The organism is Cupriavidus pampae, assembly GCF_914271485.1.
GTDB classification, from domain to species: domain Bacteria; phylum Pseudomonadota; class Gammaproteobacteria; order Burkholderiales; family Burkholderiaceae; genus Cupriavidus; species Cupriavidus pampae.
The window spans coordinates 373,701-395,547 of the sequence record NZ_CAJZAG010000005.1; the positions used below are offsets into that span (position 1 = coordinate 373,701).

Annotated in this window: 24 protein-coding genes; 12 read left to right on the plus strand and 12 right to left on the minus strand. The window is 60.4% G+C overall.

Features of this window, described 5'->3' with window-relative positions:
- The first annotated feature begins 61 nt into the window (after positions 1 to 61).
- The 9 genes from catA to LDO41_RS14815 all read left to right on the plus strand — a co-directional run bounded on the left by catA (position 62) and on the right by LDO41_RS14815 (position 7,910).
- Positions 62 to 985 carry a catechol 1,2-dioxygenase gene (gene catA, locus LDO41_RS14775; protein ID WP_223989375.1) on the plus strand — a complete coding sequence of 308 codons (924 nt, stop codon included), beginning with the start codon at positions 62 to 64 and terminating at the stop codon, positions 983 to 985.
- A gap of 55 nt (positions 986 to 1,040) precedes the next feature.
- Complete coding sequence (benA, locus tag LDO41_RS14780; RefSeq protein ID WP_223989378.1) at positions 1,041 to 2,474, plus strand: benzoate 1,2-dioxygenase large subunit; 1,434 nt, start codon at positions 1,041 to 1,043, stop codon at positions 2,472 to 2,474.
- On the plus strand, positions 2,471 to 2,971 hold the full coding sequence (gene benB / locus LDO41_RS14785) for a benzoate 1,2-dioxygenase small subunit (RefSeq protein ID WP_223989380.1): 501 nt from the start codon (positions 2,471 to 2,473) through the stop codon (positions 2,969 to 2,971). Before benA ends, benB begins: the two co-directional genes overlap by 4 nt.
- Before the next feature lie 28 nt (positions 2,972 to 2,999).
- The gene (gene benC, locus LDO41_RS14790; RefSeq protein ID WP_223989382.1) at positions 3,000 to 4,019 is read left to right on the plus strand and encodes a benzoate 1,2-dioxygenase electron transfer component BenC; all 1,020 of its coding nucleotides are present in this window, start codon (positions 3,000 to 3,002) and stop codon (positions 4,017 to 4,019) included.
- Positions 4,019 to 4,804 carry a 1,6-dihydroxycyclohexa-2,4-diene-1-carboxylate dehydrogenase gene (locus LDO41_RS14795; protein ID WP_223989636.1) on the plus strand — a complete coding sequence of 262 codons (786 nt, stop codon included), beginning with the start codon at positions 4,019 to 4,021 and terminating at the stop codon, positions 4,802 to 4,804. The genes benC and LDO41_RS14795 overlap by 1 nt, the downstream gene beginning before the upstream one ends.
- A gap of 133 nt (positions 4,805 to 4,937) precedes the next feature.
- A complete protein-coding gene (locus LDO41_RS14800) occupies positions 4,938 to 5,372 on the plus strand; it encodes a hypothetical protein (RefSeq protein ID WP_223989384.1) in 435 nt (144 codons plus the stop codon).
- A 184-nt stretch (positions 5,373 to 5,556) separates the two neighbouring features.
- Positions 5,557 to 6,402 (plus strand): transporter, encoded by an 846-nt coding sequence (locus LDO41_RS14805; RefSeq protein WP_223989386.1) that lies wholly within the window; start codon positions 5,557 to 5,559, stop codon positions 6,400 to 6,402.
- A 138-nt stretch (positions 6,403 to 6,540) separates the two neighbouring features.
- Positions 6,541 to 7,218, plus strand: coding sequence for a hypothetical protein (locus tag LDO41_RS14810; RefSeq protein ID WP_223989388.1), 678 nt, complete (start codon positions 6,541 to 6,543; stop codon positions 7,216 to 7,218).
- A gap of 17 nt (positions 7,219 to 7,235) precedes the next feature.
- Entirely contained in the window at positions 7,236 to 7,910 is a 675-nt protein-coding gene (locus LDO41_RS14815; RefSeq protein WP_223989390.1) for a hypothetical protein, read from the plus strand.
- 20 nt (positions 7,911 to 7,930) lie between these two features.
- On the opposite strand, the gene LDO41_RS14820 is transcribed toward LDO41_RS14815, so the two are convergent.
- From LDO41_RS14820 to LDO41_RS14845, 6 genes are all read right to left on the minus strand, one after another.
- On the minus strand, positions 7,931 to 8,548 hold the full coding sequence (locus tag LDO41_RS14820) for a nitroreductase family protein (RefSeq protein WP_223989392.1): 618 nt from the start codon (positions 8,546 to 8,548) through the stop codon (positions 7,931 to 7,933).
- 543 nt (positions 8,549 to 9,091) lie between these two features.
- Entirely contained in the window at positions 9,092 to 9,469 is a 378-nt protein-coding gene (locus LDO41_RS14825; protein ID WP_223989638.1) for a RidA family protein, read from the minus strand.
- Positions 9,469 to 10,944: an NAD(P)/FAD-dependent oxidoreductase gene (locus tag LDO41_RS14830; RefSeq protein ID WP_223989395.1), complete on the minus strand. Its 1,476-nt coding sequence runs from the start codon at positions 10,942 to 10,944 to the stop codon at positions 9,469 to 9,471. Before LDO41_RS14830 ends, LDO41_RS14825 begins: the two co-directional genes overlap by 1 nt.
- Positions 10,941 to 11,252: a (2Fe-2S)-binding protein gene (locus LDO41_RS14835; protein WP_223989397.1), complete on the minus strand. Its 312-nt coding sequence runs from the start codon at positions 11,250 to 11,252 to the stop codon at positions 10,941 to 10,943. Before LDO41_RS14835 ends, LDO41_RS14830 begins: the two co-directional genes overlap by 4 nt.
- Entirely contained in the window at positions 11,221 to 12,351 is a 1,131-nt protein-coding gene (locus tag LDO41_RS14840; protein ID WP_223989399.1) for an NAD(P)/FAD-dependent oxidoreductase, read from the minus strand. The genes LDO41_RS14835 and LDO41_RS14840 overlap by 32 nt, the downstream gene beginning before the upstream one ends.
- Positions 12,352 to 12,354: 3 nt before the next feature.
- Positions 12,355 to 13,401 (minus strand): tripartite tricarboxylate transporter substrate binding protein, encoded by a 1,047-nt coding sequence (locus tag LDO41_RS14845; RefSeq protein ID WP_223989401.1) that lies wholly within the window; start codon positions 13,399 to 13,401, stop codon positions 12,355 to 12,357.
- Positions 13,402 to 13,516: 115 nt separating this feature from the next.
- Between LDO41_RS14845 and LDO41_RS14850 the strand changes: the two genes are divergently transcribed.
- Positions 13,517 to 14,422, plus strand: coding sequence for a LysR family transcriptional regulator (locus LDO41_RS14850; RefSeq protein WP_223989403.1), 906 nt, complete (start codon positions 13,517 to 13,519; stop codon positions 14,420 to 14,422).
- A gap of 434 nt (positions 14,423 to 14,856) precedes the next feature.
- Here LDO41_RS14850 and LDO41_RS14855 read toward each other — a convergent pair whose 3' ends face one another.
- A complete protein-coding gene (locus tag LDO41_RS14855; RefSeq protein WP_223989640.1) occupies positions 14,857 to 15,876 on the minus strand; it encodes an asparaginase in 1,020 nt (339 codons plus the stop codon).
- A 179-nt stretch (positions 15,877 to 16,055) separates the two neighbouring features.
- Between LDO41_RS14855 and LDO41_RS14860 the strand changes: the two genes are divergently transcribed.
- On the plus strand, positions 16,056 to 16,799 hold the full coding sequence (locus LDO41_RS14860; RefSeq protein WP_223989642.1) for an SDR family NAD(P)-dependent oxidoreductase: 744 nt from the start codon (positions 16,056 to 16,058) through the stop codon (positions 16,797 to 16,799).
- Positions 16,800 to 16,825: 26 nt separating this feature from the next.
- On the opposite strand, the gene LDO41_RS14865 is transcribed toward LDO41_RS14860, so the two are convergent.
- Positions 16,826 to 17,707 (minus strand): alpha/beta fold hydrolase, encoded by an 882-nt coding sequence (locus LDO41_RS14865; protein WP_223989405.1) that lies wholly within the window; start codon positions 17,705 to 17,707, stop codon positions 16,826 to 16,828.
- Between the two features lie 145 nt (positions 17,708 to 17,852).
- On the opposite strand from LDO41_RS14865, the gene LDO41_RS14870 reads away from it, so the two are divergent.
- Positions 17,853 to 18,449 (plus strand): TetR/AcrR family transcriptional regulator, encoded by a 597-nt coding sequence (locus tag LDO41_RS14870; protein ID WP_223989407.1) that lies wholly within the window; start codon positions 17,853 to 17,855, stop codon positions 18,447 to 18,449.
- Positions 18,450 to 18,513: 64 nt separating this feature from the next.
- Here LDO41_RS14870 and LDO41_RS14875 read toward each other — a convergent pair whose 3' ends face one another.
- The 4 genes from LDO41_RS14875 to LDO41_RS14890 all read right to left on the minus strand — a co-directional run bounded on the left by LDO41_RS14875 (position 18,514) and on the right by LDO41_RS14890 (position 21,839).
- Positions 18,514 to 18,864 carry a RidA family protein gene (locus LDO41_RS14875; RefSeq protein ID WP_223989409.1) on the minus strand — a complete coding sequence of 117 codons (351 nt, stop codon included), beginning with the start codon at positions 18,862 to 18,864 and terminating at the stop codon, positions 18,514 to 18,516.
- A 28-nt stretch (positions 18,865 to 18,892) separates the two neighbouring features.
- Positions 18,893 to 20,140, minus strand: a complete 1,248-nt coding sequence (locus LDO41_RS14880) for an NAD(P)/FAD-dependent oxidoreductase (protein ID WP_223989411.1) — start codon at positions 20,138 to 20,140, stop codon at positions 18,893 to 18,895.
- A gap of 113 nt (positions 20,141 to 20,253) precedes the next feature.
- Positions 20,254 to 21,045 (minus strand): ABC transporter ATP-binding protein, encoded by a 792-nt coding sequence (locus LDO41_RS14885; protein WP_377741510.1) that lies wholly within the window; start codon positions 21,043 to 21,045, stop codon positions 20,254 to 20,256.
- Positions 21,033 to 21,839, minus strand: a complete 807-nt coding sequence (locus tag LDO41_RS14890; protein ID WP_223989413.1) for an ABC transporter permease — start codon at positions 21,837 to 21,839, stop codon at positions 21,033 to 21,035. The genes LDO41_RS14885 and LDO41_RS14890 overlap by 13 nt, the downstream gene beginning before the upstream one ends.
- Positions 21,840 to 21,847 lie beyond the last annotated feature (8 nt).

Here is a 21,847-nt window from a genome sequence, read left to right on the forward strand (position 1 = left end):
CCGCCAGGCATAAAGTGACCGACCGGTAGATCCCACTAAAGAGACATATCGGAGCGAGACAATGACGCACGCTGACATCGCAGCGCTGGTACAGCAGTTCCTGGTCGATACGGCCACGCAAGGCCGCCCCAACCCACGCGTGCAGCAGGTAGTCGTGCGCCTGACCACGGATCTGTTCAAGGCGATCGAAGACCTGGACCTGAGCCCGAGCGAAGTGTGGAAGGGCGTGGAGTATCTGGCCGAAGCCGGTGCCACGCACGAGCTCGGCCTGCTGGCCGCCGGCCTCGGGCTCGAGCGTTTTCTCGATATCCGCGCCGATGAAGCGGAAGCCCGCGCTGGCCTGACCGGCGCCACGCCGCGCACGATCGAAGGCCCGCTGTACGTGGCCGGTGCGCCGGAGTCCACCGGTTATGCGCGACTCGACGATGGCAGCGAAGCCGATCGGGGCGAGGTGCTCTTTATGCAAGGCACGGTCTACGACACCGCTGGCAAGCCGCTGCCCGGCGCCCGCGTCGAGGTCTGGCACGCCAACCTGCTTGGCAACTACTCGTTCTTCGACAAATCGCAGCCGGACTTCCACCTGCGCCGCACCATCGTCACCGATGCCAGGGGCCGCTATCAGTTCCGCAGCAATGTGCCGAAGGGGTACGGCTGCCCGCCGGAAGGCACCACGCAGCGCCTGCTCGATCTGCTGGCCCGCCATGGTCAGCGCCCCGCGCATATTCACTTCTTCGTCTCCGCACCGGGCCATCGCAAGCTGACCACGCAGATCAATATCGATGGCGACGCTTATCTGTGGGACGACTTCGCCTTTGCCAGCCGCGACGGGCTGGTGCCCAAGGTCAATCGCATCGACGACCACGCGCAACTCGACCGATTGCAGCTGAGCAAGCCGTTCGCGTCCATCGACTTCGATTTCCGCCTGTTGCGCGACGTGGCCGAAGCGCCCGCTGCCGAAGTCGAGCGCATCCGCGCCGCCGCCTAAGCCCCACACCAGCCGGCGCGACAGACGCCCGGCACCCCCCTGGCAGGAGACAACCATGATCCCGATCCATCTGGATACCGGGGCGGGCACCGCTCGCCCTCAGCAAGCTCAACAACCTCAGCACGCAGCCCACACCGTGGCCAGCCTCGAACGCTTTCTGGTCGAGGACAAGGCGACCGGCGACTATCGGTTGCACCGCGCCGCCTTTACCGACGAAGCGCTCTTCGACCTCGAGATGCAGCACATCTTCGAAGGCAACTGGATCTACCTTGCGCATGAAAGCCAGATCCCCAACAACAACGATTACTACACCACGCATATCGGTCGACAGCCGATCGTGATTGCACGCAATCGTCAGGGCGAGCTCAACGCATTCATCAACGCCTGCAGCCATCGTGGTGCGATGCTGTGCCGCCACAAGCGCGGCAACAAGGCCACCTACACCTGCCCGTTCCACGGCTGGACCTTCAACAACAGCGGCAAGCTGCTGAAGGTGAAAGACCCGGATCAGGCCGGCTATCCCGAGTGCTTCAACAAGGAAGGCTCGCATGACCTGAAGAAGGTTGCGAAGTTTGCCAACTATCGTGGTTTTCTGTTTGGCAGCCTCAACGCGGACGTGCTGCCGATCGAGCAGTTCCTCGGCGATGCCGCGCGCATCATCGACATGATCGTCGACCAGTCGGCGGATGGACTGGAAGTCCTGCGCGGCTCATCGACCTATACCTTCGCGGGCAACTGGAAGCTGCAGGCCGAGAATGGCGCCGATGGCTATCACGTGTCCGCGGTGCACTGGAACTACGCCGCCACCACCAATCAGCGCAAGCAGCAGAACGAACGCGAGGACAAGATCCGCGCGATGGATGCCGGCAACTGGGGCAAGCAAGGCGGTGGCTTCTATGCGTTCGATCACGGCCATATGCTGCTGTGGTCGCGCTGGGCCAATCCCGAGGACCGTCCCAACTTTACGCGCCGCGACGAGTTTGCCGAGCGCTGCGGCCCGGCTACCGCCGACTGGATGATCCAGAACTCGCGCAATCTGTGCCTGTATCCGAACGTCTATCTGATGGATCAGTTCGGCTCGCAGATCCGTCTGCTGCGCCCGCTGTCGGTGGACCGCACCGAGGTGACGATCTACTGCATCGCACCGAAGGGCGAATCGGACGAAGCACGTGCGCGTCGCATCCGCCAGTACGAGGACTTCTTCAATGTCAGCGGCATGGCCACGCCCGACGATCTCGAAGAATTCCGCGCGTGCCAGCAGGGTTATGCAGGTCAGGCGCTTGCGTGGAACGACATGTGCCGCGGCGCCACGCATTGGATCGAGGGCGCCGACGAGGCCGCCCAACAGATTGGATTGAAGCCGGTCATGAGCGGACTTCGCACCGAGGACGAAGGGCTTTACACGATTCAGCATCGCTACTGGCTGGAGACGATGAAGCGCGCGGTGGCACAGCAGCAGCCGGCCACACCGCTGGGAGAAGCGGCATGAGCTCGACTGTCGATATCGCCAACGTCACGGCCTTTCTCTACCGCGAGGCGCGCCTGCTCGACGACGAGCAATGGGACGACTGGCTGACCTGCTACCACCCTGAAGCGCGCTTCTGGATGCCCTGCTGGGATGACGACGGCCAGCTCGTCACCGATCCCGAGCGCGAGATCTCGCTGATCTTTTATCCGAACCGCCAGGGCCTCGAGGATCGCATCTTTCGCATCAAGACCGAGCGTTCGAGCGCCACGATTCCCGACACGCGCACCAGTCATAACCTCAGCAATATCGAGATCGAGCGCGTCGAGGGTTCGACGGCCACGGTACGGTTCAACTGGTACACGCTGGCGCACCGCTATCAGACCAACTTCAGCTACTTCGGCATGTCGCGCTACGTGATCGATTTCTCTGGCGCTGGAGAGGCTCCGCGCATTCTGGACAAGTATGTCGTGCTCAAGAACGACTACATCCATCAGGTCATCGACATCTATCACATCTGATTCGCCTGCATTACGGAGGGACCCGGCCATGGCACATACCATCGCTCTGCAATTTGAAGACGGCGTGACACGCTTTATTTCCTGCGCCGAGAATGAAACGCTGGCTGACGCCGCATACCGCCAGAAGATCAACATCCCGCTCGACTGCCGTGACGGCGCATGCGGCACCTGCCGCGGGCTCTGCGAGTCGGGCCACTATGACCTGCCGGAATCGAGCTATATCGAAGACGCGCTGACCGCGGAGGACGCCGCGCAGGGGTATGTGCTGTCGTGCCAGACGCGGCCGCGCTCCGATTGCGTGATCCGGGTGCCGGCATCGTCCAGCGCCTGCAAGACCGGTGTGGCCAGATACGAGGGTGCGATCGCCGACGTGGCACCGTTGTCCGATTCGACTATCAGCTTTGCGATCGACCTCGACGATCCTGCGGCGCTGAGCTTTCTGCCGGGGCAATACGTCAATGTAGAAATTCCGGGCAGCGATCTCACGCGCGCCTACTCGTTCAGTTCGGCGCCCGGTGCCGCGCGCGCGGCGTTCGTGGTGCGCAACGTGCCGCAGGGACGCATGAGCGACTATCTTTCCGCTCGGGCGCAGAGCGGCCAGCGCATGGCGTTCTCGGGTCCGTATGGGAGCTTCTATCTGCGTCCGACCACGCGACCGGTATTGTTCCTCGCTGGCGGTACGGGCATCGCGCCGTTCCTGTCGATGCTGGACGTGCTGGCCGCACAGGGTAGCCAACAGCCGGTGCGCATGGTGTATGGCGTGACGAACGACATCGACCTCGTCGCCACCGATCGGCTGGACGTCGCAACGCAGGCCGTTGAGGGCTTCAGCTACCGCACATGTGTGGCCGATGGTGGCAGCACCCATGAGCGCAAGGGCTACGTCACCGCCCATATCGATCCCGCATGGCTGAACGACGGCGATGTGGATATCTATCTGTGCGGCCCTGTGGCCATGGTGGAGGCGGTACGCGAGTGGCTGCAGCGCTCGGGCATCTCTCCGGCCAATTTCTACTACGAGAAGTTCTCGGCGAGCGCGGAGGCATGATGGCTTATGCATCGAGATTTGCGGGCCGCACCATGATCGTGACCGGTGCGGCGCAGGGGATTGGCCGCGGGGTCGCCCTCCGCGCGGCGGCTGAAGGGGCCAGCGTCGCGCTGGTGGACCGGGCCACGTTGGTGGACGAAGTGGCAGCGGAGATCGTGTCGGCCGGTGGCACTGCAATCGCCGTCCACGCCGATCTGGAGACGTTTGCCGGTGCGCGGCATATGGTGGCTGCCGCTACCGAGACATTGGGCGCGGTCGATATCCTCGTCAACAACGTCGGCGGCACCATCTGGGCCAAACCGTACGAGCACTACGCGGAAGACGAGATTGAAGCGGAGATCCGGCGTTCGCTGTTTCCCACGCTCTGGGGCTGCCGCGCCGTGCTGCCGGGCATGATCGCGCGCCGGTCCGGGACGATCGTGAATGTGTCGTCGATTGCGACACGAAGCATTCACCGCGTGCCGTACGCGGCAGCCAAAGGCGGCGTCAACGCCTTGACCGCGAGCCTGGCCTTCGAACATGCGGGCGATGGCATTCGCGTGAATGCGGTGGCAACCGGCGGCACCGAAGCGCCGCCGCGCAAGGTGCCGCGCAACGCGGGAATGCAGAGCGATCAGGAAGCGGTGTGGTATCGGGCGATCGTCGATCAGACCGTCTCATCGAGCCTGATGCATCGTTATGGCTCGATCGACGAACAAGTCGGCGTAATCCTGTTCCTGGCCTCGGATGAAGCGTCGTATATGACCGGAACGGTGGTGCCCGTTGGGGGCGGGGATCTCGGCTAGCGCCGCATTCAATCACCAATAGAAAAGCAAATACTGTCGCCGCATGGCAACACCCCTCTTATTGGGGCCACGCGGCACTAAAGCGGCTTGATAATCTGCGCACCCGAATCAACGCTTTAGAGTCCAATCACCGATGAAAAGCCTGTTAGCGCTTCTCCCGATCCTGATGCTGGGCGCCTGCGCGACGCGCGTGGATTACCAGCCCGCCACGATCAGCAATCCGCAGGCCGTGGTGCAGCGCGTGTTGTACGAGCAGCCGGGCAAGCGACGTCCGGAACTGGTTCAGGTCACCGATCGATACGTGGAATATGGTCGCGGCGTCAAGACGGTACCCACGCCCGGCGCTGCCGCTGACGCGCAGACCACCACCATCCGCAAAGGCACCCGAATTTATTACCGCTCGATTGCCGAGACGTATCTCTATCAGAAGAACAGCTCATTCGTGGTCGAGCCGCGATCCGCCACAAGCCGGTCGTTGGCAAAAATCTATGTCGAGGACGAATTGGATGCCAAACGGCTGGTGGATGCTCTGGCCACACTCAAAGCGGAAGCGCCCGCCGGGGAATAAGACAGCGTCTACTGCTCCCATCCTCTGGGTAGTTACTACTCGCTCTGTTGAGCATCGCGTTCTAGAGTTTCCAAGGCGGGATAGCCAAGAGGAGACATAGATGCCAGGGTGGGACAGACCTGCCGCGCCAGCGCGCTGGGTCGGGTGGCTGTTGCCATGCTTTGGCGTCCTCGCTGACGCCGGTATGGCGCAGGAACTCGAACCACGCGCCTATTCGGCGGCACCGGTTGGCACACATTTCGTGCTCGCAAGCTATGCAAGGCTTGGCGGCGATGTACTGACCGACCCCTCTCTGCCGATCACTGACGTCAAGTCCAAGATCGACATCTTTGCGATGGGCTATGTGCAGGTGTTCGACCTGCTTGGCCGTACCGCTTCCGCTGGCATCGTGCTGCCCTACTCCCGTGCCCACGTCGCTGGGAACGTTTTCGATGCGCCGAACAGCGTTTATCGGGCCGGCGTCGGCGATATGTCTCTGCGTTTTGCGGTCAATCTTCTGGGCGGCGAGGCAAAAACACCGGCCGAGTTTGTCCGGCATCCGCCCGCTACCACCCTTGGCGCAAGCCTGACGGTATTAACGCCAAGCGGGCAATACCACGCCAACAGACTCGTCAATATCGGCACAAACCGTTGGGCATTCAAGCCGGAGATCGGGGTCTCGATGCCGGCCGGCAACTGGTTCGCGGAAGGCTCACTCGGCGTCTGGTTCTTTACCGACAACGACGAATTTCTGGGCAACAGGCAACGCCAACAGAGCCCGCTGACCGTCGTACAGCTGCATGGTGGATACCAGTTCCGGCCCGGCCTGTGGCTTGCCGCCGATGCTGGCTTCTATAGCGGAGGCGCTACGACACTGAACGGTGTCCGCAGTGACGACCGTCGCGCCGATACACGCTACGGACTCACGCTATCGGTGCCCTTCACAACGAACTGGGCGGCCAAGGTCAGTGCGTCCAAAGGCTGGATCACGCATGCTGGCGGCGATTACAAGGCCATCTCGCTGACCGTGCAATACCGCTGGATCGACTGACAGCGTCCAAGTCCGGTCGCACGGAAACGAGAGGCCTGCGCCTCTTGGCCCTTGGTCCAATGGCAGGCCAGCATTGATCGGGCTACCGTGTCCTCACCTCATGAGCCTCCGCTCTACGGCCACCAGCCGGGACAAGCCATGTTGACTACGTCCTCTGATCCCCAAGCCACTGAGGCACGGCCACGCCTGCTCGATACTGTCGACCGGGTATGTGAGATGTGCTTCGGCCTATTCATGGCCCTGACCTTCGTCGGCGCGGTGTCGGCCGTGGGAGCGCCGGCAGATGCCCCACGGACGATGTTCTACACGGCGCTAGGCTGCAACCTGGCGTGGGGGTTGGCTGACGCCGTGATGTATCTGGTGCGCACGTTGACCGAGCGCGGGCGAAGGCTGTCGCTGGTCAAAGCCGTGAACAATGCCGCCGATCCGGCCAATGCCATCGCGCACTTGCGTGACGCGTTATCGCCTGGTTTGAGTACGCTGATAGACGATGCCGAACTGGAAGCGATGCGCGGCCGCCTGGCGCGCAGCGTCCATTTGCCTACGCGCCCAACGTTGGGGGCTCAGGATTTTCTTGCCGCCGTCGGTATTTTCCTGTTGGTTGTGGTTGCCACGTTCCCTGTGGCCTTGCCCTTCATCATCTTCTCTGAAGTCTCCACCGCACTACTGGTGTCGCGCGTGCTGACCATTCTGATGCTGTTCGGGGCTGGCATCGCACTGGGGCGCCATGCCGGCTTCGGCGGATGGATAGCGGGCGCGGTGATGACGTTGGTCGGCATTGGGCTGACCATAGCGATCATCGCGTTGGGAGGTTGACCATGCCGGGCGATGGCATGGCAGCGCGACTGGCTACTCGCTGCTGCTGCCTTTACCGCCTTTGGCTTTGCCTTTGCCTATCCCTGGTAGCGGTCGCCGCGCCGCTGCCATTGCACGCAGCCGAAGATGCCGCGAATGCCGCGACCGCGGAGACGCCGGCATGGAGCGGCGCGATATCAGCGTTCCTCAATGTGCCGAAGGGAAGTGAAACCTATGTGACCGGCATCGCCATCGCCAAGCGTGGCGCCTTTCACGTGGAAGCCCGCAGCAACTATGAAGGCATGGATGCCTATTCATTCTTCCTCGGCTACAACCTGGGCTGGGGAGACACGCTGCGCCTGGATCTCACACCGATTCTGGGCGGTGTCACCGGTAGCACCAGCGGCATCATCGGCGGATTCGAGGCTACGCTGACGGGCCGCAATTTCGATGCGTATGTCGAATTGGAGTATGTGCCGAACGCCGAGCCATCTGGCTATGTTTATGCATGGACCGAACTGGCCTGGCGCCCACGTGACTGGCTAAGGCTGGGCCTGGCGGCACAGCGCACGCGCGTGCCCGACAACGGCCGAGATTTGCAGCGAGGGGTGTTTACCCAATTAAAGGGCAAACACGTTTCCGGTGCCGTCTACTGGTTCAACCCCGCTGCGCACAATCAGATCGTCGTGGTGTCCGTAGCGCTGAGCTTCTGACTACGGACACCTTGCAGGCATTACGCGAAATCGAGTACTTCTGCCAAAGGTCGGCGCGGCTTCTGCGGCCAGTTCTCCGGGCGGGCTGCCCCTACGGACAACAGCATCACTGGCACCTCGTCATCAGCCAGCTCGAATTCACGTCTCACCGCCTCCGCGTCGAAGCCGATCATCGGCGACGAACCGAAACCCAACGCATGCGCTGCATAAATCAACGCGGTCGCGCCGATGGCACCGCTGCGTATCGCCTCGTCGCGCTGGAGTTGTGGGTGATCCTGATACAGGCCACGCGCCGCATCTTCGAAGCCCTGAGCAAACTGCGCCGGCATGATGCCCGCCTCCACAGCGGGTGCCAGACGCTCCGGTAACACGCGATGGTCGGCCAACTGGCCACAGATAACAAAGGTAACAGCAGCCTCGGTGATCTTGGGCTGATCCCAACCAACTGCCCTCAGCCGCGCCTTGGCGTCAGGCGTACGCACTGCGATAAAGCGCCAGTTCTGAAAGTTGAAAGACGTCGGCGCGGTGGTGGCGACACGTACCAGCTCACGAATCTGGTCGTCGCTCAGAGTAAAGGCTGGATCGTAGAGACTGATGGTACGACGGCTCACAAGCGAGTCGATAACAGCGTTGGCCATGGCGATTCCTATGATCGAAGGAGTAGGTGAAGGATGCGTTCGCAGTGACACTGCGATGCGTCGATCATAGGGAATGCACCAGACAGGCAGTAGGTCCGGGGCGGTGCTCATAGAGTTGTCACGGCGGCACCAATCCCGCCCGGTCATAGCGCTGCACTCTCCATTTCTCTGTCAGCGATCTGCTAGCCTCGTCGACGTGTTGGGTCGCTACACATCTCTGTCGATTGCATGCTTCATGTTTTACGTTGCTGCGCTGCATGCCGGAATCGCGTTTCTGTTCCGACCCAGAAGATCCATGCCGTCAGCACCGGGCAACGCGCCGCACTGGCTCTCTCGATCTTCTTGGCCCCTCATGCTTTGTGCTGAAATGCTGTGCGCGGAGGTTGCAATACGACCGCTGTGGAATCGGTTGCGGTCGTAGGATTGGAGGCGGCCAGGGTCAGCTATTGGCCGAACCCGGAACTAGCTCTTGGCTCTCGTAAGTGGCAGCGAGATGTACTGCACGGGCAGGAGTTTTGACCGCGATCGAAAGGGATCTGACTCCTATGCAGTCGTGTTTCCTTCAGCGGCCACTATAGTTACTTCAACTCGTAGCCCTTCCGTGGCGAGCGCTGCCTCGACAGTAGTACGAACAGGTGACTCCGCATTGCTGTCTGCCAACCACTCCTCCCATACAGCGTTCATTCCTGCGAAATCCTTGATGTCGCGCAGGTATACCGTCGCAGATAGAAGCCGACTAGGACTGCTTCCCGCCTCAGTGAGTAACGCCTCGACACGTGACAAGACCTCGCTTGTTTGCGCAGTGATATCGCCGGTAGCAGAAACACTTCCTTTGGCGGTTTGTCCGCACAGATACACTAGTCCGCCATGCCGGACAATCTTGCTCAGACGTGAATTCGTATGGTGTCTCTGGATTTCTATCACGACTTAAACTCCTTCTTCTGTAAGGTTTGATTGGGAGCGCTCGCAAGGGCGGCCAGAGAACCAAGACTTATCGGCTTGATCGGGGCACGAATGCGATAGGTGCCAATCTCATTCGGCGCACGATGGTGGGTATTGGCAAGTATCTGGGTCACGGTGAGTCCGCACATCCTCCCCTGACAGGGGCCCATCCCGCAGCGACTAAAGAACTTAGTCTGATTGGGGCCCTCACAGCCCAATCTGGCCATATCACGGACGCGTCCCGCGGTCACCTCTTCACATCGGCAAACAACGGTATCGTCCGCACAATCAACGAGCCATTCGGGGGGGCGATAAAGGGCATCTAGAAATGGACGCACACGCTGCTGATGCTTTAGTGCGGAGCGCCAAGACTTCGCGAGTTCGTCGCCCCTTTTTGCGTCCAGCTTCCTGATTGCAACCGCAGCCCCTATCGCAGCGATGGCACCACTGGCTTCCGCAGCCAAAGCGCCCGCGATCGCCGCACCATCGCCGGCTATTCGGAGCCCAGACAAAGACGTCTCACCCCACGCGTCGGTGGTCGGATGCCACGCCAGTTGCTCGTCGCTCCACGAGTGGTCCACGCGCAAGAGCCTGGTTATCTGCGTATTAGGCACGACGCCGTGATGAAGCAAGGCAACATCGGCTTCGATACGTTGTGCTGCGCCTCCCTCGAGGAACGACACCGCTCGCATACGTTGGCCGTCATCTGTGGCCTCAATGCGAACATCTTCCACGTGCCTGACAAAGCGAACACCCGCTCGACGCAGCCTCCATAGCATCCGTAGACCCTTTCCGAGAATCTTCGGACACGTCGCAGCTAGTGTCAGATGCTTCAACGCACGTCGCTTGTTTGCGGCGGGGCTTGTCTCGATGATGCCGGCGATAGCCGCTCCTCCGTCTAGCAGTTGGCATGCGACCAACAGTAGCAATGGGCCATTTCCCACCAACACAACCTTGCCGTCCGGGACTTGGGCGGCGGTCTTGAGTGCGATCTGTGCCGCACCAGCATTGAGTACTCCTGGTAGCGTCCAACCCGGTAACGGCGAGGGGCGCTCCATTGCTCCGGTGGCAACTATCAATTGGGGAGCACGGACTTTAAACGAGCGTCCTGACTGCTGCGCGGTAACAGTCAGATCGCGCGCGACATCCCACACCAAAGTGCCATACCGAACCTCGACCCCTGATTTTTCAAAGCGTTCTGCCAAGGATGCGCCATGGCAATAGTCCCGACCCAGCAGCTCTTTCACCGATTCGGGCGCGACGGTGACATTCCGGTATATCTGTCCGCCAGCGCGAGACTGTTCATCAAGCACGATGGTTCGTAGTCCACAGGCTGCCGCAACGGTAGCTGCAGACATCCCCGCAGGACCGCTACCCAAGATAATGAGGTCATGGGTGAAACTTCCACTGCTCCGCCTTTCCTCGCTGGAGGGCGCATTGTTCCCTGATTTCATGCTGCTGCCTCCACACGCCGGGCGCCTGACGGCAGCCTCACCCGCATTCCTTCTCGCACCTCGACCATACAAGATTGCACGCTCTGAGCGCCGTCGACTTCTACGATGCAGTCGAAACATACGCCCATGAGGCACAGCGGCGCCCGTGGGGCTCCCGATACTGCCGTCTTTCGAAAGGGCACAGTTCCTGCGCCAAGCAATGCGGTTGCCAGGGTCTGGCCCGCGTGCGCATGTACCTTTTCTCCATCCACGTAGATGACGACAGACCGCGGCAGCTCAGTGGGCGATAACTTGATTGACTTGAACATCGAAGCGCCTTGCCTTGAAATCCCGAACTTCAACCGGTTCGGTGCCGGTACGGATCCATTCCACGAGCGGACCGGAATGTGCTGGTGCCAGCGTGATGCCGCTGTGGCACGTCACAACGAAAGCTCCCGGGCACTCAATGGACTCGTCGTAAATCGGATAGCCATCCGGGGTCATGACACGTAGCGCTCCCCAGGTGCGAACCAAGTTGACATTTGCCAGCATCGGGAAGCTGCGCACTGCGCGTGCCGCAATGCGAGCTAGCTCCGGCAACGTTGTGCCATCGTCCATCCCCACTTCCTCCTTCGAGTCACCGATCTGCACAACCCCTTCGTCCGTCTGCCGCACGTAGTGGCATGGGTACCGCAGAAATGGCGACACTTTTTCACTAACCAGGAGTTGGCCTCGTACCGGCCGCACGGGGGCGCTTAGTCCTACCTGAGGTGCAAGCTCTCTATTCGCCAGCCCAGCAGCGAGCACCACGCGCGAAGCTGAGAACATGCGGTCTCCAGCCTTGACTCGAAATTCTCCTGCCCGGTGCTCAATTTTCCCAACGCCTACGCCAGTCACCAAGCGACCACCGAGAGCCTTGTAGCCTTGGACCAGCGCTCTCAATGTCCGCAGCGGACTAACATGACCATCGAGCTCGCAGTAAATCGCACCCACGACATCCGGGCCGGTTTCTGGGATGAGCCGACGCAGGCTCGGTAGATCGAGGACCTCGTATGGATAGTGGATACCGAGCTGCTCACCTAAAGCTGAGAGTTTTCCCGCAGACTCGGCGAGGGTCTTCTCATCAAAGCTCATGCTGATTCCGCCAGGCTGCTGAAGTTGGACATCAACTCCCGTGAGGTCCTGCAGCTCTGTCGCGAGTGCTCGCCACTCGCGCGCCGCCTGCATAGTCCAGCGTGCATAGGCCGGACGACCCAGCCCCTTGTTCTGGACCCAGACGAGACCGAAATTCCCTCTCGATGCACGAAAGGCGTCGTCGCTTCCGTCCAGCACGCATACAGCATCGCCGCTGCGGGCAAGTCCATATCCCACAGATAGGCCCACCACGCCTCCGCCTATGACGAGCGTGTCGATGTGATCAGTACTCATGACCTATTCCGCCTTGATATTCCGCTCGCGGACAATTTTTTCGAACTTGTCGGCTTCGCTACGAATAAACGTAGCGACCTCCACGGGGGTCTTGCCCGAATCCGGTTCGATGCCGAGCTTGACGAGCTTTTCGCGGAAGTCTGGCGTTGCCAACACTTCTCGAATGGCCGTGTTTAATCGATTGATGATGTGTGCGGGTGTGCCTGCCGGAGCCTGAATGGACTCCCACGCCACGAGTTCGAACCCGGGTACTCCCGACTCCGAAATGGTCGGGACGTCGGGAACCGCTGAGACGCGACTCTTGCTCGACACGGCGATGGCGCGAAGCTTCCCGTCCTTGACGAGGTTGATTGACGACGCGACCGTGGGCATCATCATTGTCACCTGCCCGCTCATCAGGTCAATTAGCCCAGGGCCGCTGCCCTTGTAGGGCACGTGGATCATGTTGATGCCCGTCTTGGACAACAGCAACTCAGATGCCAAATGACCAGCACTTCCCGGGCCATAGCTCGCATAGGGAAGCTTTCCCGGCTGTGCCTTAGCCATCGAGACCAGATCGGGAATGGATTTCACCGGAATACTGGCGGGCGTGACGAGCCATAGCGGAATGACGCCGAGCAGCGCGACCGGTGCGAAGTCCTTGTAGATGTTGTAGTTCAGCTTCTGAAGGGCTGGGTTGATGGCAAACGATGAGGAGACCGACAAAAGCGTGTAGCCGTCCGCGGGCTGGCTCTTCACATACTGAGTAGCGATGATGGAGTTCGCGCCCGGCCTGTTTTCCACAACAATCTGCTGACCGAGCTTCACGCTCAACGCAGCGCCCAGCAACCGCGCGGTCGCGTCAGAGGATCCGCCCGGCGGAAACCCCACTACCAGTTTGATTGGGCGTGTTGGATACGACTGCGTCGACTCCTGCGCGCTCACAGGGAGGCATACGAGCATCGCGAACGCGGTGAGTCCGGCCACTGCCAGTGTGTTGCCCGCGCCGCGTTGCAACATCTGCGGCAGATCGGTCTTGTCATGTTTGAGTTTGGGGGGCATGTTGTCCATATATCCATACCCCGGTTTGCCGCTAAGATTTGGGTCCAGGGTGGATGAATCTTAGAAGCACCACCTCTGCATAACAATTCATTCTTTTCAGCCTGCTTATTCCAGAAAGTTATGTATGAAGAAGACCGTCAATCTGCGCCAAGTTGAATCCTTCTACTCCGTCATGCGCACGGGCACCGTGGTCGGAGCAGCGCAACTGATGAACGTGACGCAGCCTGCGGTCAGCAAAGCAATCGCCCTCCTTGAACTGCGTATCGGGTACAAGCTCTTCGAGCGCAGGGGACGCAAGCTCGTGGCGACGCCGGAGGCGGAGGCCCTATACCGTGAGATCGAGCCAATCTATGGCAGCCTCGAACGGATCTCCCAGATCGCCGAAGACATCCGTAACCAGCGAGCAGGGGCGCTACGCATTGCGACGCTACCTTCGATTTCTCAGTGGCTACTGCCCAAGGCCATCACTCGCTTTCTGTCGACCCGACCAAATGTCTCCGTCTACATCGAAAGCCTTCCGTCCCGCCAGGTTGCGGATCTCGTTGCTACACGTCAGTTCGATGTAGGCTTGATCGAACTGCCGCTGTCGCGACCCGCAATCTCGACGGAGACGCTGGATCCCAGCCCAGCCGTCGCGATACTGCCAATCGGTCATCGACTCACCACGAAGAGGGCAATTTCTATTAAGGACCTTGCCAATGAACGGCTGATTTTGCTGTCTCAGCACAGTTTTCTGCGCCACCAGATTGACGACGCGTTTTCGAACGCTGGTGTTGCGGCAAACGTCATCGTAGAAACACCCCATTCCTTGGTGGCATGCGGACTTGTAGCCGCCGGGGCAGGAATCACGCTGGTGTCACGTTGGGCTGCGGAGCTGTTCTCAGCGCATGACGTCGTCGTGCGACCACTACGAGAAGAGCTAGCTTCGCGATACGCAATCATCTTCCCGAGTCCTGGACCCAGACTCCTTTTGGCGGAAGCTTTCACCAAAGATTTCAAGGAAGAGATTAGGCACCCGAAGCGGCGTTAGAACACCATTGCCGATGGAATCGGACGTTATCCAAAGCCAGCACTACCCCTGTTTGCAGCGGAACACTAGTTACCGTCTCATTGGATCCCACCTTGGAAGATTGTGATGGCAATACCAAGCAGGACTACAAATCGACTCCACTTCGAAGAACTCAGTCCAAGCCGGTTCGAGGATCTTTCGCTGGCGCTGGTCTACAGACTGACGAGACCTACCCTGAGACCGGCGAGACACCCGACGGCTCTATTAACGCGAAGTGAACTGTCGGAGTTTGAGCAAGGTTCATCGTCCGTTCTTTGCGTTGCGGCCGTCCATATCAGAGCATTGGATGGCGCAGAACGGTCGGCAACGGCCCACAGACCCGGTTCGTCGACTTGCCTCGACGAACCGATGCGTGAGGCCGCATACATACGTACTGCAGCCCCCGCTGCATCGATTCAGCGATCGAATGCCGCCTGCAATTCCGCTTTGCTCTGCTTCCCCTGATGCATCATCAGCATCAACAGGAGCCGTGCCTTCTGCGGATTGAGATCACCCGCCATGACCGCGCCCGCATCGAAGGTCGTCTTGCCGCCGCCCTGAAATCCGTAGACGGGCATGGTGCGGCCGTTGGGGACGCGGGTCGCGATCACGACCGGTACGTTCTTGCTGAGCGCGTACTTGACCGCTTCGAACATCGAGACGTTCATGTTGCCCATGCCCGTGGCCTGCACGACGATGCCCTTGGCGCCTTGATCCACCGCGTAGCGCAGTAGCTCGCCGGTGGCGCCGCCGAACATCGGCAAAATCTCTACACGCGGCATCTCCCCGCTGCCGATATCAATGTGCTGACGGCGCAGCGGTGCGCGCGAGAATTGCACCTTGTCCTCCCACACCTCGCCGAGGAATCCGAAGTCGCCCGATTTGAACGTCTCGACATCCTGCGTATGGGTCTTGGTCGCAGTGCGTGCGGCGTTGATCTGATTGTTCATCGCAATCATGACGCCCTTGCCCTTGGCCTCAGGCGTCGTCGCGATGCGAATGGCGTTGAGCAGGTTGCGTGGTCCGTCGAAATCGGGGGAAGACGCGTTGCGTTGTGCGCCGATCAGGATCACTGGCTTATCGGACTTCACCGTCAGGTCCAGCCAATAGGCGGTTTCTTCCATGGTGTCCGTACCGTGCGCGATCACCACCCCGGCCACTTCAGGCCGCGCCAACGCGTCGTCCACCGCCTTCGTCAGGCGTGTCCACCATTTCGGCTCAATGTAGTTGGCGGACATTGCCGAAGAATTATTGACCTCGATGGTGGCGTACTTTCCGGCGTCTGGAACGGTCTGCATCAGGTCGTCGCCAGAGATGGCAGGCACCACGCCTTTGGTAACCGGGTCGACCTTCATCGCGATGGTGCCGCCCGTGGCAACGAACTGCACAACGGGTCGCGTCTGCGCGGTGGCAGCCGTCGCGGCAGAACACATCATCGCGAATGTCAGCGCCTTTTGTAGTGTCTTTAGCGTCTTCAAGGTTGTCTCCTCATTTGTTGTTGTGAAAATTGGCGGCCGAGATCTGCAGGCGCGCTGATAACAATTGCCGCAGTGCATTGGACACTGAAACAGATATCGTCAACAATCGATATTTCCCCGAACCAATCGGTGTGTCTATGACGATTCAGCGTCCCGTAGCGCTTGTCACAGGTTCGACCTCTGGCATCGGCGCTGCCGTTGCTCGACGGCTTGCAAGTGATGGATTTTCAGTTGTTCTGCATTCGCGGAGCTCAAGGGAAAACGGGGAAGCGATGGCCCGCGAACTGGATTCGGCGATCTACGTTCAGGCCGATCTGGCTAACGACGCGGACAGAGTGCGGCTTGTCCGGGAAGCTGTCGCATGTTGGGGAAGACTCGACGTGCTCGTCAACAACGCGGGGATCAGTCGTGTCATCCCTCATGCGGACCTGAGCGCGGCAACGCCTGCTATTTGGCAAGAGCTATACGAGGTCAACGTGATCGCGCCGTTTCGTTTGATTGCGGAAGCGGAACCCGCGTTACGAGACGCCGCTCGTCGGGGACGACCCGGCAGCGTGATCAACATCAGTTCGCACGCGGGTGTACGGCCTAAGGGCGCGTCAATTCCATACTCGGCCACCAAAGCCGCGCTCAACCACATGACCAAACTGCTGGCGCTATCGCTTGGACCCGATATTCGAGTCAATGGCGTCGCTCCGGGGCTGGTGGACACGCCCCTGACCGCGGACTGGACGCAAGCACAAGAACTGTGGAGAACACGAGCTCCAATGAAGCGATCGGCGAAACCAGAAGATATTGCACAGGCGGTTGCCATGCTGGTTGCGTCCGATTACCTCACCGGAGAAATCCTGTTATCGGACGGCGGCTTGAATCTTACGTAGTGGCGTCGGGGAACATCATTTGACGTCTACGAACCGCGACGCAGGAAGCCGACAACCAGGTCCGTCGTCGCCTGCGGCTGCTCCTCCGTGATCCAGTGCCCGCAGTCTGGAATGGTGACATCCTCGACGTTTTCAGCGGCACAGCGCAGCACCGGGCCGATCATCGGACCGAAGGTCGCTTCCCCGCCCAGGGCCAGGACCGGCATCTTGAGCTTGCTCCGCGCAAGGAGCGCCCTATTGTCGACCGCATCCTGGCTGAACGCGAGGAACTGGGCAAAGCTCGCTCGCATTGCACCGGGTTGCGCGTAGAGCGCCGCATAGTGCCGGCGCTTTGCTTCATCAAACCGCTTGGGATCCCGGGAAAGCTCGTTCCAGAAGCGATCCAGATAGATGCGCTCGCGACCGCTGACCAAACGCTCCATGTCCTGACCACCGAAGCCAAAATGCCACATGGCAGGATCCCGTGTGATCTGGTCCCAGGGTCCGATACCAGGTAGTGGCGCATCGATTGCCACCCAGCGGCGCACGCGCTCGGGATAGATCGCGGCAACTGCAAAGCCAACCATGATGCCGATGTCGTGCGTCACCAGTTCGACTGTCTGCACACCCAGGGCGTCGAGGACGCCGATGACGTCAGCCGCCTGATTCTTCTTGTCATAGCCACCATCAGGTTTCGACGACAGGCCTAGCCCGCGCAGATCGGGCACGACAATCGTGTGGTCATTGATCAGTGCGCTTGCCAGATGACCCCACATGTCACCGGTTGTGCCAAAGCCGTGCAGCATCACGACCGCCGGCCCACTGCCACCGACCCGCACGTGGATGGACGCGCCATTGATCTCGACTGTCTGCGTCTTCATTCCGGCAGGGAAGGGATAAATTCCATCTACGCGGGCGTGCTCACTCATTTGCTTGCTCCAGGCTCTTAGTTTTTGGGATTGACCACTGGCCGCATTCTATGACGATCGTTCTAAAACCATCAACAGATTTTTGTGACGATCGTGATAAAATCTCGCACAATGACTCGCCCCCACCATTGAACAAAGGATCGAGATGGCCAGACCTAGGGAGTTTGACGAAGACTCGGCGCTCGAGGCCGCCCTGCAACGCTTCTGGAATCACGGCTATGAGGCGACATCCATGCGCGACCTCGCCGATTGCACCGGAATGACTACACCGAGCCTCTACAACGCGTTCGGTGACAAGAAAGCGATCTACCGCCTCGCGCTGGATCGTTATGTTCGTCAGACGGTTGAGGCTTGCTCGAAGATCCTGAACAGCGACGACTCGCGTCTACGCGCACTGGAGCGGTACTTTGAGGCAAACGTCGACGACGTGCTCGCCGACAAGCTTCACAAAGGATGCTTTGTCGTGAACACGGCGCTGGAGGTAGCGCCGCACGACCAGGATCTTCGAGATGTTGTAAGCGACGTCTTTGATGGAATTGAAAAATGCGTCCGCGACTGCGTCGCCGCGGGGCAGCGCGAAGGGTCAATTCTCACGTCGCAATCCCCGACCGACCTTTCACGTCTGGCTCTGAGCGCTATCCTGGGCATTCGAGTTCTGGCTCGCACCAATCCCGATCGAAAGCTGCTGGCTGGCGTAGTCCGACCGTTTTTCATGTTGCTACGGACGCCGGGCAAGGGTTGAACTATATCGCCGCGACGACGGACGATGGCATCGAGCCACGCGCGTCGTGCTGGCGACAGGCGACCTAGCGCGCGGCCGTCACCACGATCTCGATCAGCTTCTCGGCAGAGGCCAGTGCCGCGCCCACCGTGGCACGTGGGGGCGCCTGTCCCGGCACCACCCAGGCGTCCCACACCTCGTTCATCGCCGCAATCTGCGACATGTCGCTCAGGAAAATCTGGCAGGACAGCAGCTTCCCCTTGTCCGATCCGTGCTCGGAAAGCAGCGCATCGACGGACGCTAACACCTGCCGCGTCTGACCTTGCACGTCCTGCGTGACATCACTCGCCACCTGTCCAGCCAAATAGATCACACCCTGATGAATCGTCACCTGCGAGTAGCGTTGTCCTACTCGGTAGCGTTGAATTTCTGACATGAAGTCTCTCTGATAACGAACGATTGAATTAGCGTTCCAGGCCAGCGACAGAAGCCTGGTATTTGATGGCCGACATCACACCGGCCCGCCTGAATGGTTCGGGCGGCAGCCAATTCGGCTTTTCGAGACTGAGCGCGTCGGTCAGGAACGATGACGTGGCCCCGGCCGCCATTTCGCCGAGCAGCTTGCCGTACATCGTGCCTTTCAACACCCCTGCCCCGTTGCAGCCCAGCGAGGCGAACAATCCGGGGCGCAGGCTACCGAAGTAGGTCGCGCCGTTGCGCGTCAGCGCGGTGGTGCCACCCCAGACGTACTCGAAGCCGTGAGATGCCATCTGCGGATAGCGGCGGCGATAGCAATCCGTCAGCAACGCCAGCGTGCGGTCGGGAGATTGCTCACGCTCGTAGGAGTAGTCGCTCCGCACCATGAAGCGGCCATCTTGAATACGTCGCAGCGTGGTGCCCAGTCGATTGGCAGGAATCACGCCCCATTCGCGCGCATCGCCCAGCTTGGCGAGCTCCGCTTCCGGCAGACGCGGCGTCACGGCCGCGTAGGTGTAGATCGTGATCAGCCTGTCGCGCAGGATACCCAGCGCCTTAGCAAAACCGTTGTTGGCGACAATCACCTGATCCGCGATGTAACGACCGCTGGATGTGGTGACTTCGAAGGGTGCGGCTTGCCCCAGCGCGATGACCGACTCTCCTTCTGCCAGCGTGACATTCGCAGGCAGCGTGTCGGCGAGACCACGGATCAACGCCGCGGGCTGCACAAACACGTTGTTCGGCGAGTGATAGCCGTACTGGTAGTAGTCAGTGCCAAGCCGTGCCGCCAATCCCGCGCGGTCGTACTCGGTATAGGCGATACCCCAGTCACGATACTGCTGCAGCACGGCTTGCAGATTCTTCACGCCCGCCTCGCTGGCCGCCGCGTGAAATTTGCCCACGGGGTTCCAGCCACAGTCAATGCCATGTTCGCGCACCAGCCCTTCGAGCCAGCGCAGTCCCGCCTCGTACATCCGGATCTGCTTGCGTGCCACCTCGGCCGGACTGGTATGCCCGCCCATCTTCGTGTTATGCGGCAGGTCGATGATGAAACCGGAGTTGCGTCCGGACGAACCCTCGCCGACGGTGGATGCCTCCAGCACCAGCACTTCCTCATTGGGCCGCAGCTCCGCCACACGGCGAGCCGCAGCCAGGCCGGTGAAGCCACCGCCGATCACGATCGTGCCGAAGCGGGTGGTCGCAGGCTTCGGACTCTGCCGGCGTTTCGGCAGCATCGCATTCCATCCGGAAGGCTGAAAATAGGAAGGGGCAATCGCGGACGCCACATTCGGCGTCCGACCTTGAGTTTCGGTATGCATGGTTTGGTCGCGCCAGGCCCTGGCGTCTTCTAGGATGCTGCGGGTGTTCCGAGTGCCTTCATGACTTCGGCTTGCACGGTGTTCCAGATCTGCGACTTCAACTCGTTGAAGCGCGGTGACAGTTGCACGGCGGCATCGCGCGGCAGCGGCAAGTCGTTCTCGATGTCACAAACCACGCGTCCGGGCCGCGCGCCCATGATCACCATGCGCGTGGACAGCATCAGCGCTTCGTCAATCGAGTGCGTAATAAAGACGATGGTCTTGCCACTCTTCTGATAGATCTCCAGCAGCTCCTCCTGAAGGACCTGCCGCGTCATCGCATCCAACGCCGCAAACGGTTCATCGAGCAGGATGACGTCCGGATCATTGGCCAGCACCCGGGCAATGGAGACGCGTTGGCGCATGCCACCCGACAGTGCCTTGGGATAACTGTTGGCAAAGTCCTTGAGCCCAACCATTTCCACATAGCGCTGTGCAACGTTCCGTCGTTCTTCGCGCCCCATGCCCTTCATCTTGAGTCCGAAAGCCACGTTGTCGAGCACGGACAGCCAAGGGAACAACGCATATTGCTGGAACACCATGCCGCAATGCGGATCCACATCGTTCACCTGGCGACCATTGACCACCACGCGACCCGTGCTCGGCTGTTCGAAGCCGGCGATCATGTTGAGCAGCGTGGATTTGCCGCAGCCCGACGCGCCCAGGATCACCAGGAACTCACCCTTGCGCACACTGAGGTCCACGCCATCGAGCGCCTTGAAGTCACCGAACGACTTCGTCACGTGTTCGATGGAGATCATCGTTTGCTTTACTGCTGCCATTTCAGAATCCTCGATTCCAGCTTGCGGGAAACCACATCGATCACGAGCACGGTCACGCTGATCATCACCATGCCCAACATGACGGCGTCGGTTTGAAAGAACTCCTTGCCATTCATGATCAGGAAGCCAAGCCCTTCTTTGGCTGCCACCAGTTCGGCAGAAATCACGCAGGTCCACGACAGACCAAGAATGACCTTGAAGCCGGTGATGATCTGCGCCAGGCTGCCCGGCAGGATGACCTCACGCATGACCTGCCAACGATTGGCACCGAGGTTGCGTGCCGCACGGATCAGCAAGGGATCGATGCTGCGTGTCGCTTCGATGACGTAAAGCAACGCCGGTGCGAAGGTACCCATGAAGACGATGCTGTACTTCTGTGTTTCCGTGATGCCAAACCAAAGCAGCGACAACGGAATCCAGCTCATCGACGGGAGCGGGCGCAGGAACGACAGGATCGGATCGAACACAGCTCGTGCCCGCGCGGTCGTACCAAGCAGGATGCCAAGCGGAATCGCAATGGCGGCCGCGGCGATAAACCCGACCATTACGCGCCGCGTGGAGGCCAGCACGTGCCCCAACAGCGTGCCTTCGGCGAACATCCGCATGCCGAGTTCGGCAATCTGGCTCGGTGAAGGGAGGAAGATCGGATCGATCCAGCCCAGGCGGCATGCAAGCTCCCAAACGGAGAGAAAGACGATGACCGAGGCGATGCTGATTGTCAGCAGGTGTGGGGGACCGGGCCGACGCTTGGCTGGATACGCGACCGGCGTCGAGGGGTGAGTTGTCTGTGCCATGATGCTTG